The 13,149-nt window shown below is 60.0% G+C and carries 12 protein-coding genes and 2 tRNA genes; 7 read left to right on the forward strand and 7 right to left on the reverse strand.

The features are described from left to right. Nucleotides 1–4: 4 nt before the first annotated feature. From hemB to Q0K06_RS01720, 3 genes are all read left to right on the forward strand, one after another. Nucleotides 5–988 (forward strand): porphobilinogen synthase, encoded by a 984-nt coding sequence (gene hemB / locus Q0K06_RS01710; protein WP_294547777.1) that lies wholly within the window; start codon nucleotides 5–7, stop codon nucleotides 986–988. Beyond that, nucleotides 988–2,271: a glutamate-1-semialdehyde 2,1-aminomutase gene (gene hemL / locus Q0K06_RS01715; protein ID WP_294547694.1), complete on the forward strand. Its 1,284-nt coding sequence runs from the start codon at nucleotides 988–990 to the stop codon at nucleotides 2,269–2,271. Before hemB ends, hemL begins: the two co-directional genes overlap by 1 nt. Nucleotides 2,272–2,744: 473 nt before the next feature. After that, nucleotides 2,745–5,108, forward strand: coding sequence for a SpoIIE family protein phosphatase (locus tag Q0K06_RS01720; RefSeq protein ID WP_294547697.1), 2,364 nt, complete (start codon nucleotides 2,745–2,747; stop codon nucleotides 5,106–5,108). A 63-nt stretch (nucleotides 5,109–5,171) separates the two neighbouring features. On the opposite strand, the gene Q0K06_RS01725 is transcribed toward Q0K06_RS01720, so the two are convergent. Continuing rightward, nucleotides 5,172–5,576: a hypothetical protein gene (locus tag Q0K06_RS01725; protein WP_294547699.1), complete on the reverse strand. Its 405-nt coding sequence runs from the start codon at nucleotides 5,574–5,576 to the stop codon at nucleotides 5,172–5,174. A 226-nt stretch (nucleotides 5,577–5,802) separates the two neighbouring features. Here Q0K06_RS01725 and Q0K06_RS01730 point away from each other — a divergent pair, with 226 nt between their 5' ends. Both Q0K06_RS01730 and rbr read left to right on the forward strand, forming a co-directional pair. Beyond that, nucleotides 5,803–6,189 (forward strand): desulfoferrodoxin family protein, encoded by a 387-nt coding sequence (locus Q0K06_RS01730; RefSeq protein WP_365924274.1) that lies wholly within the window; start codon nucleotides 5,803–5,805, stop codon nucleotides 6,187–6,189. A gap of 45 nt (nucleotides 6,190–6,234) precedes the next feature. Further along, a complete protein-coding gene (rbr, locus tag Q0K06_RS01735) occupies nucleotides 6,235–6,768 on the forward strand; it encodes a rubrerythrin (protein ID WP_294547701.1) in 534 nt (177 codons plus the stop codon). Between the two features lie 129 nt (nucleotides 6,769–6,897). On the opposite strand, the gene Q0K06_RS01740 is transcribed toward rbr, so the two are convergent. Both Q0K06_RS01740 and Q0K06_RS01745 read right to left on the reverse strand, forming a co-directional pair. Then, on the reverse strand, nucleotides 6,898–7,923 hold the full coding sequence (locus Q0K06_RS01740; RefSeq protein ID WP_294547703.1) for an aldose epimerase family protein: 1,026 nt from the start codon (nucleotides 7,921–7,923) through the stop codon (nucleotides 6,898–6,900). A gap of 324 nt (nucleotides 7,924–8,247) precedes the next feature. After that, the gene (locus Q0K06_RS01745; RefSeq protein WP_294547706.1) at nucleotides 8,248–8,730 is read right to left on the reverse strand and encodes a TetR/AcrR family transcriptional regulator; all 483 of its coding nucleotides are present in this window, start codon (nucleotides 8,728–8,730) and stop codon (nucleotides 8,248–8,250) included. Between the two features lie 227 nt (nucleotides 8,731–8,957). Here Q0K06_RS01745 and Q0K06_RS01750 point away from each other — a divergent pair, with 227 nt between their 5' ends. Continuing rightward, a complete protein-coding gene (locus Q0K06_RS01750; protein ID WP_294547709.1) occupies nucleotides 8,958–9,998 on the forward strand; it encodes an alpha/beta hydrolase in 1,041 nt (346 codons plus the stop codon). A 345-nt stretch (nucleotides 9,999–10,343) separates the two neighbouring features. On the opposite strand, the gene Q0K06_RS01755 is transcribed toward Q0K06_RS01750, so the two are convergent. Both Q0K06_RS01755 and Q0K06_RS01760 read right to left on the reverse strand, forming a co-directional pair. After that, nucleotides 10,344–10,431 (reverse strand) — tRNA-Leu (locus tag Q0K06_RS01755). Nucleotides 10,432–10,682: 251 nt separating this feature from the next. Then, nucleotides 10,683–10,770, reverse strand: a tRNA-Leu gene (locus Q0K06_RS01760). 148 nt (nucleotides 10,771–10,918) lie between these two features. On the opposite strand from Q0K06_RS01760, the gene Q0K06_RS01765 reads away from it, so the two are divergent. Further along, nucleotides 10,919–11,347: a hypothetical protein gene (locus Q0K06_RS01765; RefSeq protein ID WP_294547712.1), complete on the forward strand. Its 429-nt coding sequence runs from the start codon at nucleotides 10,919–10,921 to the stop codon at nucleotides 11,345–11,347. Nucleotides 11,348–11,389: 42 nt separating this feature from the next. Here the strand turns inward: Q0K06_RS01765 and Q0K06_RS01770 are convergent, their stop codons facing one another. Together Q0K06_RS01770 and Q0K06_RS01775 are read right to left on the reverse strand one after the other, a co-directional pair. Then, nucleotides 11,390–12,682 carry an L-serine ammonia-lyase, iron-sulfur-dependent, subunit alpha gene (locus tag Q0K06_RS01770; protein ID WP_294547715.1) on the reverse strand — a complete coding sequence of 431 codons (1,293 nt, stop codon included), beginning with the start codon at nucleotides 12,680–12,682 and terminating at the stop codon, nucleotides 11,390–11,392. 31 nt (nucleotides 12,683–12,713) lie between these two features. Continuing rightward, nucleotides 12,714–13,094, reverse strand: a complete 381-nt coding sequence (locus Q0K06_RS01775) for a RidA family protein (protein ID WP_294547718.1) — start codon at nucleotides 13,092–13,094, stop codon at nucleotides 12,714–12,716. Nucleotides 13,095–13,149: the final 55 nt, after the last annotated feature.

A 13,149-nucleotide genomic window follows, 5' to 3' on the forward strand; every position in this document is an offset into this window, starting at 1 on the left:
CATGATGGAACTCATTCAGCGTCCCCGCCGTCTGCGGGGGAACGACAGCATCCGGCGGATGTGCCGGGAGACCCGCATGTCCCCCGACAGCCTGATCTACCCCATTTTTGTGGACGAGACCCTGAAGGGCCGCCGCCCCATCCCCGCCCTGGAGGGCCAGTACCACTACGGTCTGGACACCGTGTGTGAGGCGGTGCAGGAGTGCCTGGACGCCGGCGTGGGCCGGTGCATCCTCTTCGGCCTGCCCGCCGCAAAGGACGCGGTGGGGACATCCGCCTGGGTGGAAAACGGCGTGGTGCAGGAGGCCATCCGGACCATCAAAAAGGCGTTTCCTGACTTCTATGTGGTCACCGACGTATGCATGTGCGAGTACACCGACCACGGCCACTGCGGCATCCTCTGCGGCCACGAGGTGGACAACGACAAGACCCTGGAGATGATCGCCAGGATTGCCCTCTCCCACGCCCGGGCAGGGGCCGACATGGTGGCCCCCAGCGACATGATGGACGGCCGCATCGGCGCTATCCGGGCGGCCCTGGATGGGGACGGGTACAAGAATGTGCCCATCATGTCCTACTCCGCCAAGTATGCCTCCGCCTTCTACGGACCCTTCCGTGAGGCGGCGGGCTCCGCGCCTGCCTTCGGCGACCGGAAGGGCTACCAGATGGACCCCCACAACCGCCGGGAGGCCATCAAGGAGTGCGCCCTGGACGTGGACGAGGGGGCGGACATCCTGATGGTCAAGCCCGCTCTGGCCTACCTGGACGTGATCCGGGAGTGCAGGGATGCCTTTGACCTGCCCATGGCGGCCTATTCGGTGTCCGGCGAGTACGCCATGGTGAAGGCCGCCGCCGCCGCCGGGCTCATCGACGAGTACCGCATCATGTGCGAGAGCGCTGTCTCCGTATTCCGTGCCGGGGCGGACATCCTTATCACCTATTACGCCAAGGAACTCTCACAGGCAATGAAGAAAGGGGATATCGGCTGATGGACCGCAGCGAACAGCTTTTTGAAGAGGCGAAACGAGTGCTGCCCGGCGGCGTCAACTCCCCGGTGCGGGCCTTCCGGGCCGTGGGTATGGCGCCCCGGTTCATCACCCGGGCCGACGGCGCATACCTCTGGGACGAGGACGGCAGAAAATATCTGGACTATGTGGGCTCCTGGGGGCCCATGATCCTGGGCCATAACCACCCGGTCATCCGGGAGGCGGTGGAGAAGGCGGTGAAGGACGGCCTGTCCTTCGGCGCGCCCACCGCCCGGGAGGTGGAGATTGCCGAGCTGATGGTGGAGCTGGTGCCCAATATTGAGATGGTGCGCATGGTCAACTCGGGCACCGAGGCGGTCATGTCCGCCCTGCGGCTGGCCCGGGGCGTCACCGGCCGGGACAAGCTCATCAAGTTTGAGGGCTGCTACCACGGCCACTCCGACTGCCTCCTGGTGGGGGCGGGCTCCTCCGCCCTGGCGGGGGGACACCCTACTTCCGCCGGCGTGCCCCAGGTGGTGGTGCAGGACACCCTCACCGCCCAGTTCAACGACCTGAAGAGCGTGGAGGACCTGCTGGAGCAGAACAGCGGCCAGGTGGCCGCCGTCATTGTGGAGCCGGTGGCCGCCAACATGGGCGTGGTGGGCCCCGCCCCCGGCTTCCTGGAGGGACTGCGGACCCTGTGCGACAAGTACGGCGCCCTGCTCATTTTTGACGAGGTTATCACCGGCTTCCGCCTGGCCCTGGGCGGCGCCCAGGAGTACTACGGCGTGAAGGCGGACATTGTCACCTTCGGCAAAATCATCGGCGGCGGCATGCCCGTGGGCGCCTACTGTGCCAGCCGGGAGATGATGGAGCAGGTGGCTCCCTGCGGCCCGGTCTACCAGGCGGGCACCCTCAGCGGCAACCCGGTGGCCATGGCCGCGGGACTTGCCCAGCTGCACTACCTGAAGGACCACCCGGAGGTGTACACCCAGATTGGGGACTACGCCGCCCTGCTGGCCGGCGGCCTGCGGGAGGCGGCGGAGCGCACCGGCGCTCGGGTGCACATCAACCAGGTGGGCTCCCTGCTGGCCCCCTTCTTCACCCCCGCCGACGTGAACACCTTTACCGACGCCAAGGGCAGCGACGTGGCCATGTACGCCCGGTATTTTTCCGGCATGCTGGAGCGGGGCGTTTACCTGGCCCCTGCACAGTTCGAGGCCATGTTTGTCTCCGCCGCCCACAGCCACGAGGACCTGAGCCGCACTCTGGAAGCCGCCGGGGCCGTACTGGGCAGTCTGGTATGAGAAACGCCAAAGGACTGCATATTTTCCCCGGACAGCGGAGATAGATATGAGATATACTGAACGGAATTAGAGTAGGGCTTTGCCCTGGGCTGCGGAACGCTGTGCACTTGTCAAGTGCCCATCATGGATGAGGTGAAAGGAAACCGGGTGAGAATCCCGAGCGATCCGGCCACTGTATTCGGAGAGCAAACTGCGGGGCGGGAGATCCCTCAGATCATTGCCGGGTGCTCCCCAATGAGGATGGTGTGCGCTGCGTTCTCTGCCGGTCTGGAGGCGGCCTCTGAGTTTTTCCGAAATTCCGTGACAAAAGCGCCGTTTTCACCGGATAGAATGGGGAGAACGGCGCTTTTTTGTATATTGATTCTTTGAAAGCGTGTCTGTTTCCGACCGAGTTTTTCCATATAATGGATTATACTGTCTCTGATGTACCTCCCGGATGGACAAGCCGGGAGGAAAAAGGAGACGTGCGGAACATGGCGACGAAGGAAAAGCTGAAAACCCGGGCCGCCCGGGCCAGGGAGGAGATGCGGGACACGGGGCGCCTGGTGCTCCGCGCCCCGGCGCTGGTGCGCACAGCGGAGTGCGTAATCCGCTTCCTGCTGGGGGCCATGCTGTCGGGGGCGGAGATTTTTGGCGGCAGCGCCCCTTTTGGGCTGGCCATGGTGGGGGCCTCCGGCTCCGGGCTGGACGGTTTCTCCGCCCTGCTGGGAGCCTGCTTCGGATACCTCTCCTTTCAGGGCTTTACCCAGGGCCTGCGGTATGTGGCGGCAGCTATCCTCATTTTCTCCGTGTCCTTCGCCTTCTATGATGTAAAGGCCTACCGGTGGGCCTGGTTCATGCCGGCAGTCTCGGCGGCCATGAACTTTGTCACCGGCTTTGTGTACCTGTCCAAGCGGGGCTGGCTGACGGTGGACACCATCTTTTTTGCCACCGAGCTTCTCCTCACCGCCGGGGCGGTTTATTTCTACCGCCTGGCCCTATCCCCCTGGAAGCGGAAGGAGGAGGGCGGCGAGCTGACCGTACGGCAGCTGGTGAGCTTTCTCATCCTGGGGGGCACCGTACTCATCACCATGAGCAAGATTACCCTCTTTGACGGCGCCATCTCCCTGGGGCGGTTCTGCGCCGCCCTGGCGGTGATGGTGGCCGGGTATCAGTGCGGCGTCGGCGTAGGGGCGGCAACGGGGGTGGCTGCCGGCCTGGCTATGGATATAGCCGCAGGCGGCGCGCCCTTCTACAGCATGGCCTTCGGATTTGCCGGGCTCATCACCGGCGTGTTCCGGCGGCAGGGCAAGCTATTTGCCGCCCTGGCCTATGTCATTGCCAATGCGGTGGCAGTGCTTTGGACCTGGGACAACGGCTTTCAAATTGCCATTCTCTACGAGGTCTTTATCGCCTCAGTTATTTTTATGCTCCTGCCCCGGAGGGCCTTCCGGTGGGCGGCGGCGCTCTCTGTGTCTGAGCGGCGGCGGGATACCACGGCCAAGGCCCAGGAGTATCTGAGAGAGCGGCTGGACGGGGCGGCAGGGGCCTTCCGCTCCCTCCAGGAATCCCTGAGGCAAAGCCTGGGCGGCAGGACGCCCAACGACAATGACGCCGCCGCCATTTTCGACCGGGCGGCCAACCGGGTATGCCGTAAATGTGCCCTCCAGTCGGCCTGCTGGCAGCGGGACTACATTACCACCTTCAACGCCCTCAACGACGCTCTCCCGGCCATGCTGGATCGGGGCCGGGGGGAGCCCGGCGATTTTCCGCCCCACTTCTCCAACCGGTGCCTCCGGTTTTCCGCCTTCCTGGCGGCGGCCAACGAGGAGCTGGTGGGCCTGCTCTACCGGCGGCAATACGCCGCCCGCCTGCGGGACAACCGTTCGGCGGTGTGCCGGGAGTACGGCGCCCTGGCCGAGGTACTGGGGACGGCGGCGGCAGAATTCGGGCGGGAGCTGGTGCCGGACCCGGTGCGGGAGAAGCGCATCCGGCAGCATCTGACCGCCCTCGGACTGGAGGGGGAGGCGGCCGCTTGTTACGGCCAGGCAGGCCGCCTGCGGGGGGAAATTGAGGGCCGCGGGCTGGATATCCTGCGGACGCCCGGGGAGCTGAAAAAGCTCTCCGCTCTGGCTGGAGTCCCCCTCCGGGCCACCGGAGAGGAGGAGGGAAAGCGGCCCAACAGGCTGGTGTTTGCCCAGGCGGAGCCCTTTATGGCGGTGGCGGGAGTGGCAGCCCGAAAGAAGGACGGCCAGACTGTCAGCGGGGACACGGGGGCCTGGTTCAAGCTGGACGACGGCAGCCTGTATGTGCTCCTGTGCGACGGCATGGGCAGCGGCGCGGCGGCGGGGGAGGACTCCTCTCTGGCAGTGCGGCTGCTGGAGCAGTTTCTCCGGGCGGGGATTCCGGCGGAGACTGCCCTGAAGACCATCAGCTCCGCCCTGGCGCTCCGGGGAGAGGAGGCCGGCGGCTTTACCACCATCGACCTGCTGCGGCTGGACCTGTTTACCGGCTCCATGTGGGTCTACAAGTACGGCGCGGCTCCCACCTATGTACGAAAAGGAAGAACGGTAACCCGCATTACCGGCGCGGCCCTGCCTGCCGGTCTGTCGGTGGGGGAGGGAGGCGCTCCTGATGTGACTTCCCTGAAGCTGGAGCCGGGGGATATGGTGCTGCTGGTCAGCGACGGGGTAGCCGGCGGCGGGGAGGACCAGTGGCTGCGGGATATGTTCTCCGCCTTTGAGGGGGACAGTCCCAAGGACCTGGCCTGCGCACTCATCAATGAGAGCGACGGCAAGGAGGTAGGCCCGGACGACCGCACAGCACTGGTGCTCCGCTTTTCCCGCCAGGAGCCGTAATATAAGCGCAATGAGCCGCGCCAGAATGGCGCGGCTCATTGCAGTGTCAGAGCGGATATCCGGTTATTTTACTGCCCGCTCCACGCCTTTTCCAATATTCTGCACACCCTTACCGATATCCTCCACTGCCCGGCCGGCGCCGTCAATGACGTCCTTGGCGGCGTCGCCCGCGTCATCCACTGCGTCCTTCATATCATTTCCGGCGTTGTCCATATCGTCCGTATTATCTGCGCCGTCACCCTCTACATGGCCGTTCTCATCGGAGTAATAGCTGCCGTCGCCGGCAGAGGGCGCGGGCATGGCGGAGGGGCTCTCAGAGGGCGTCTGGCTGTGGGTGTCACCGGGCATGTCAGGGGTCACGACAGGCGTAGGGGTGGGGGTCACGTCGGGCATTTTTTCTGCCGTGCAGCCCACGGCTCCAAGGGCCACTGTCAGGCCCAGAACAAAGAGCGCAAAGGTCCGTTTCATTGTATTCCTCCTGAAATTTATTGTTCTGGCGGGTTCTCTATCCGTCTCGTAGTATGCGCCGGAATACCAGGATTAGAAGCGGTAAAAATTTTTTTCAGAATGGCTTGCTTTTTTTAGATAAGTCTGATACTATAATATCAGTAATCATTACTGTTAATAAAAGGAAACATTTTGCTTGCACAAAATATTCAGACCTGATATTCTGTAACAAAAGGGAGGAAAAAAGATGGAACTGAAGCTGTACCGCTGCGCGCACTGCGGCAACATCGCGTTCAAGGTGGTGGACAAGGGCGTACCTCTGTTCTGCTGCGGGGAGAAGATGGAGGAGCTGGTGCCCAACACGACGGACGGCGCGCTGGAGAAGCATGTCCCTGTGGTGGAAAAGACTGCTCACGGCCACGGTTATTCCGTCACTGTCAAGGTGGGCGAGGTGGAGCACCCCATGCTCCCCGAGCACTATATTCCCCTGATCGCAGCCGTCAGCGGCGATACCGTCACCATGAAATTCCCCAAGCCCGGCGACAAGCCGGAGCTGCGCACCTTCAGCGCCGACGGCGCGGTGAAGGCCTATGAGATCTGCAATCTCCACGGCTACTGGAAGAGCGCGGACTGAGTCCGAAAGAACACAAATAACCCATATCAGAAAGGAGTTTTTGCAATGGAACTGAAGGGCAGCAAGACGGAGGCCAATCTCTGGAAGGCATTTGCAGGCGAGAGCATGGCCCGGAACAAGTACACCTACTTTGCCAGCAAGGCCAAGAAGGAGGGCTATGAGCAGATCGCGGCCATCTTCGAGGAGACCGCCGGCAACGAGAAGGAGCACGCCAAGCTTTGGTTCAAGGAGCTGGGCGGCATCGGCGACACTGCGGCCAACCTGAAGGCCGCCGCTGCCGGAGAGAACGAGGAGTGGACCCAGATGTACAAGGAGATGGCCGAGACGGCCAAGGAGGAGGGCTTTGAGCGCCTGGCCTTCCTGTTCTCCGGCGTGGGCAAGATTGAGAAGGAGCACGAGGAGCGCTACCTGACCCTTCTGAAGAATCTGGAGGAGGGCATGGTCTTCAAGCGCGGTGAGGAGTACATCTGGAAGTGCCGCAACTGCGGCCACATCCATGTGGGCAAGGAAGCCCCGGGCGTCTGCCCCGTGTGCGCTCATCCTCAGGCCTACTTTGAGCTTCAGGCCAAGAATTATTGAGCATAGTATCATCGGCCCCGGCTGGATTTTTCAAAATCCGGCCGGGGCCGATGTCTGGAATAAACGGAACAGAGGAGCCGTCCAGCCTTACAGGACTGGACGGCACTTCTGTCTGAAAAGAGTTGAAACTTAGCCGCGGACGGAGAAAGCAAACTCAATACGCTGCTGATAGGGGACGTCCTGCCGCAGGATATTGGAGGGGAAGGCGGGCCAGGCGGCAGCATCAGGCCAGCCCTGGGCCTCCAGAGCCACGCCGCTCCGGGGGCCGTATACGGCGCCGCCCTTTGCGGAGGGGCAGGAGAGAAAATCGCCGGTGTAGACCTGCAGGCCGGGCTGGGTGGTGCTCAGCTCCATTGCAATACCGCTCTCCGGGCTGTACAGGCGGGCTGCGGAGTGAAGACCGGTGCGGGAAAAGCAGAAGTTATAGTCCACAGGAAAATCCAGGGGCTTGGCCCGAAGAAAATCCAGAGGGGTATTTTCCACCTGGAGAATACGGCCTGTAATCAAATTTCGCTCATCCAGCTCTGTGTACTCGTCTGCAAAGACATGAAGGGTATGCTTGTCAATGGTGCCATTGCCCGCTCCGCTGAGATTAAAATAGGGGTGGTTGGTAAGCGATACCACGGTATCCTGATCGGCAAAGGCGGTGAATTCCACAGAGAGGACGCTGCTGTTGCTCCAGGAGAAGGTGACGGACACCTCCAGGTTGCCGGGATAGCCCTCCTCTCCGTCGGGAGAGCGGCGGCGGAGCACCAGGTTGCCGCCCCGAATTTTGGCAGACCACACATATCGGCTAAAGCCTCGGAATCCGCCGTGAAGCTGGTAGTCCCCGCAGTTGGCGGAGAGGGGATAGGTCTTGCCGCTCAGGGTGATTTTGGCGCCGGCAATGCGTCCGGCGCAGCGGCCGATGACGGCGCCCAGATAGGCGTCACCCGACTCATAGTCCCCTATATTATCGTAGCCCAGGAGAACATCAATCAGCTGTCCCGTCTTATCCGGGACGCCGATTCCCCGCAGTGTGCAGCCGTAATCCAGAACCTCTACCCAGGCGCCGGAGGAATTTTCAATGCGATAACAGGTAACGGCCTCACCTGTGCTAGTGGTGCCGAAGGGGCGGGCAATCCATACCCCGGGCTGTACGCCGGTCTGGCTCATAATGTGGAGCTCCTTTCAGACAAACAGATATTTAATTGATTTATGGATAAAAGTATATAACATTGGCCCGGGGTTGACAACAGAGATTTTATACGATTCTGATGGAATGAGAAAAATAAAATGGTGAAAACAGCCGGAAATTCGAGACCTTTCCGCTAAAATATGTGAGCAGCGCTGACTCTGGAAGGGATATCTCCGCAGTTGCAGAGAGACAAAACGTCAATTGGAGGCATAAAAGGGCTTGAAACCATTTGGTTTCAAGCCCTTTTATGCCTTTTCTTTTTGAAGGAGACGATTAAAACGTATGACGCGCAATAGCACGGGTCACAGTTTTTCTCTGTTGAGCGTGATCTGCCTGAACAGTCTGGCGAGTTGCCCGGGCGTTTCGCGGAAGCCGCGCCGTATCCACTCGTCCAGGAAACCGAACAGTCCATAGGAGTAGAACTGAGCCTCATAACACGCTGCGGCTCCTGCGCCCTCCGGCGGCATCATGACCCGGCAGAAGGCGTCATATATGCAGGTTTGAAGTCCGGCGGCGCAGATTACCGACAGTGTGTCCCTGATAGAGTGATTGAAATCAAAGAAGGTTTCGGCGTTCTCCGGATCGTAACGCCTCCGCTCCGCGAGTGCGTGAGTGTCTGCCCAGCGCTCCCACAGACAGATGAGCTTAAAGGTGAGAGCGTCCTCCTTCCCCCTGAAATTGCGGAACCAGGTGGAGCGGTTGACACCGGCAGAGCGCGCGATTTCGTCCACTGTAATCTTCACAAAAGGCTTTTCCTTCATTGCCTTGAGCAGCGCGTCGGCCATACACTCCTTTAAAAAAACGGTGGTTTTTGGACTTGCCCCCATGGCTTCACCTCCTGTGTGCGACATTTCTCTCCAAAAGTTGCTTTCCGCCGGCAGATGCTTGCTTATGCGGCCCGTGCCAGGTATAATGCACGATATGCGCCTTTCGTTGCATTGTGCATCTTTGGTCTATCGGTATGGTAAGCCGTACCGGGAGAAAAGTCAACGGGGAGATTTGGAGGTTTGCAATGGAAAAAGGAAAAACGAACAAAAAGCGCACCGGCCTGAAGGCGGCCGGAATCATATTGGCGGCAATTCTGCTGCTGGGGGCAGGGCTGTATTGTTACGTCTTGACCCATACGCAGGTTGTCGTGGGGCTGATACAGAGGGCGCTGTACGGCGGAGCGAGCCCCAACTCCTTTGAGCCGCTGAACACGCCGGGCAGCGGGATGACAGAGGCGGGACAGTATAAGCTCAATGATATCGCCTATGGTACGGAGTATCCAAACAGCTTCCTGGACATTACTTATCCGGACGCCGCGCTGGAGACCGAGCGGCCTACTCTGTTTTACTTTCATGGCGGCGGCTTTTTCGGCGGGAGTAAGGCCATGGGCGACCCGATGGCCGCAAATGAGGCCACAGCGCTGATTGACGATCTCTGCGCACAGGGTTACAATATCGTCAACGTGGATTATGCCCTTGTGCCGGATTATCATTTCCCCGTTCCTCTGTTCCAGATGAACGAGGCGATTCGCTTTATTTCAGACCATAAAGACGAGTACCACATCAACATGGACAACATCGTATTAATGGGGAGTTCTGCCGGGGCGATCATGGCGGCGCAATACGGCACGGTTATCTCCAGCTCGGAGTATGCGGCGCTGCTGGGCATTGATCCGGCGCTCTCCACATCCCAAGTCGCCGCAGTTGTTGTGGACGACGCACCGCTTGTCTATGAGGAGATGTCTGTGGAATGCAAAATGCTGATTGGGAACTACGTCAAGGGCTCCATCTATCTGAATGAAGATGAACTGAACCGTTATGAATGCATCCCTCATATGACTTCGGATTATCCCGCTGCATTCCTGCTGGGCAGTGAGTACAGACTGGACATGATCGCCATGTCGGAAAAGCTGACCGGGCTGGGCGTAGAGCATGTACTGGCCGACCCGCTTGAGGAGCATGGGTCAGAACAGCCGCATTGCTTTGTAGCAAACGAGAGAAACGACCCGGTGGCAGCAGAAGCCTTTACCAGGTTGCTTGAGTTCATCGGCGAAAAGGTGCGCTGAGCAGGTCCGACAATAAAAGAGAAACAAATCGTCCGTGCGGAATGCCAAAGGGCCGCTAAAACAGAAAGAAACCTGCTTTTGCTCAAAATCAAAAACAGGTTTCTTTTTTCGAGGGCGGTTAAAATCGATATTCTCCGTTCCTGGATTGATTGACAGAAGGACCACCCCACGGCCCTTTCGGGCCGCGCCGCTTTTGCGGCGCACAAGTGTTTTCGCCAGAGACGAAAACCTTGGCGGAGGGGCAATTCATTTGCCCCGAGCATGTTAAAGCAAAGGGTGGGGCCGCCCTCTGGGCGGCGGAACAAAAAAAGAAAGACATCTGCTTTCAGCAGATGTCTTTCTTTTTGGTGCGCGAGGCGGGACTTGAACCCGCACGTGCGTAATGCACACTAGAACCTGAATCTAGCGAGTCTGCCAATTCCACCACTCGCGCGTTTCATTTTGCTTGATGCATTCATAGCTCCAAACAACGGATATTATACTATCACATTGCGCATAATTTGTCAAGAGAAAAGTAAACACACAGCAGCGGATGCGCCGTGCGAGCGTTTTGCCGTAGGCAAAACCTCGGCGCAGGCGGAATTCACTTCCGCCGAGCATTTGGATCACCGAAGGGTGGAGCCGCCCTCTGGGCGGCGGAACAAAAAAAGAAAGACATCCGCTTTCAGCAGATGTCTTTCTTTTTGGTGCGCGAGGCGGGACTTGAACCCGCACGTGCGTAATGCACACTAGAACCTGAATCTAGCGAGTCTGCCAATTCCACCACTCGCGCATCTCATTTTTGCCTGCTGCACTCAAAGAGCTCAGCGACAGATGATATAGTACCACATTAGGATAAGACTGTCAACAGTTTTCTCCCAAAAATCGAAAATATTTTTGCGCCTTGTGGGCATACTGAAAAACGGGAAGGAGTGAGGGTTGTGGACAGCGACAGAGCACTGCTCAATTATGTCTATCAAAACGCGGAGATGGGTACCAGGACCATTGATAAATTATTGGGAATTGTAGAGGACAAGGAGTTCCTGCGCCATCTGGAAGCACAGAAGAGGGAGTACAGCGCCTTTGAGCGGGAGGCGGGGAATCTGCTGGAGCGGGACGGCCGCGGCGCCAAGGGGCTCAACGTCCTGGAGAAGATGAGCACCTACCTGATGATCGACATACAGACTTTAACAGACCGTTCTGCATCCCATGTGGCGGAGATGATGATGGTGGGCAGCAATATGGGGGTCATCAACGCGGTGAAGAATCTGAAGAAATATCCGGACGCGAACCGTGACACCAGGGCGCTGATGGAGCGGCTGCTCAAAGCGGAAGAGGGCAATGTGCAGCAACTGAAAAAATTTTTGTAAAGAACAGGGGCGGTGCGGCATATGCGCACCGCCCCGTTATGTTCAGGTGGCGTCCTTCTTATGGATGATCATGTCCAGGATGAGCCGGTCCAGCTCGTCGGAGCCCTCGTTGCCCAGCAGGGCAAAATTGTCGATGGTGTACTCAGGACGCTGCTCCACGATGCCCTCGTTGGAGGCCACCCGGAGATGGCGCATGGCCAGAGTGGCGGCCAGCATGGCGGCGTTGGTACAGGTGGAGATTTTCAGGGCGCAGGAGGCCTTGGCGCCGTCACACAGCATGCCGGCCACATTGCCCAGCACGTTGGAGATGGCGCAGGCGATCTCGCCCAGCCCGCCGCCCCGGAGCCACACCACCGCGCTGGCCACGCCGGTGGAGGCCACCACGGCGCCGCACAGGGCGGAGAGCACGCCGAACCGGGACTTGATGTAGATGGTAATCAGGTTGGACAGAGCACAGGCCCGAATCAGGCGCTCCCGGTCCTTACCGTCCACCCGCTCCCAGACGGCCACCACCGGCATGGTGGCGGCAATGCCCTGGTTGCCTGAGCCGGAGTTGGACATGACGGGCAGGTCCACACCGGCCATACGGGCGTCGGCGGCGGCGCCCGCCAGAGTCATGGCATAGTTGGTGGTGTCGTTGGCCAGGGCGCCCGCCCGCACGTCCTCCCGGATGGTCTTTCCCACCTGGAGGCCGTAATTATTGGCCAACCCCTCCTGGGCGATTTTGGAGTTGAGGACGATGGCCTGTTCCACCAGGGAGAACTCTGTCAGGGGCGCGGCAGTGCAGAATTCATACACATCTGCCAGACGGCAGTTCAGTCCTTCAGTGTGGCCGGCGCCCTCAACGGCGCAGCTGTTCTGATAGATAACAGCACCATTCTTGACAATGGAGTCCACGTGGGTGTGGGAACCCGCCACCCGGGCCACCACAGTGTCAGCTGCGGTGTGGAGCTCTACCTCGATGTACAGCTTGTCGGGGACATCCGCCCGGTCCAGCTCCACCCTGCCGTCCTGCACCAGACGGGCGGCTTGGGCTACGCCCGCCGGGTCCAGGTGTTCCAGCAGCTCCAGCTCTTTGGCGGGGTCCCCGCACACTGCGCCGATGGCAACGGCATACTTGGGACCAGTAAACTCAGTGCCTGGGATGCCCACCACAAAAGCATTTTTGATGATGTTGGCGGAGGCACGGAGGATAATCTGCTCGATGGGGCCGGATGCCTGCGCCCGGGCAGTGGCGCCGGCAAAGGCAATGGCCACCGGTTCGGTACAGCCGGTGGCCACCTTCAACCCGGCAGCCATAGCATTACGCAGGACCTGTATCGTCTGCTGATCCATAGACTGACCTTCCTTTTGTATCAATAAGCGCTCAACCCTTGCAGGCCACGGCCTCAATCTCCACCAGGGCGTCCTTGGGCAGGCGAGCCACCTGGACTGCGGCGCGGGCGGGGCAGTCGCCGGTGAAGAACTCGCCATACACGGTGTTCATGGCGCCGAAGTGCTCCATATCCTGCAGGAACACGCCCACACGGACCACGTCGGCCATGGTCATGCCGGCGGCCTCCACAATGTTCTTTACATTGGTGAGGGACTGGCGGGTCTGAGCGGTAATATCATCGCCGGCAAAGGCGCCGGTGGCGGGATCAATGGGGAGCTGGCCGGAGACGAAGAGGAAATCGCCGGCCTTGACCGCCTGAGAGTAGGGGCCGATGGCGCCCGGCGCGCCGGTGGTGCTGATGATTTCTTTCATGGGAAAGAGCCTCCTTCAATCAAAATGAAAGCAGCCTCCCCGCAGTGGGGACGAA

Source organism: uncultured Pseudoflavonifractor sp., assembly GCF_944387805.1.
Classification (GTDB): Bacteria; Bacillota; Clostridia; order Oscillospirales; family Oscillospiraceae; genus Pseudoflavonifractor.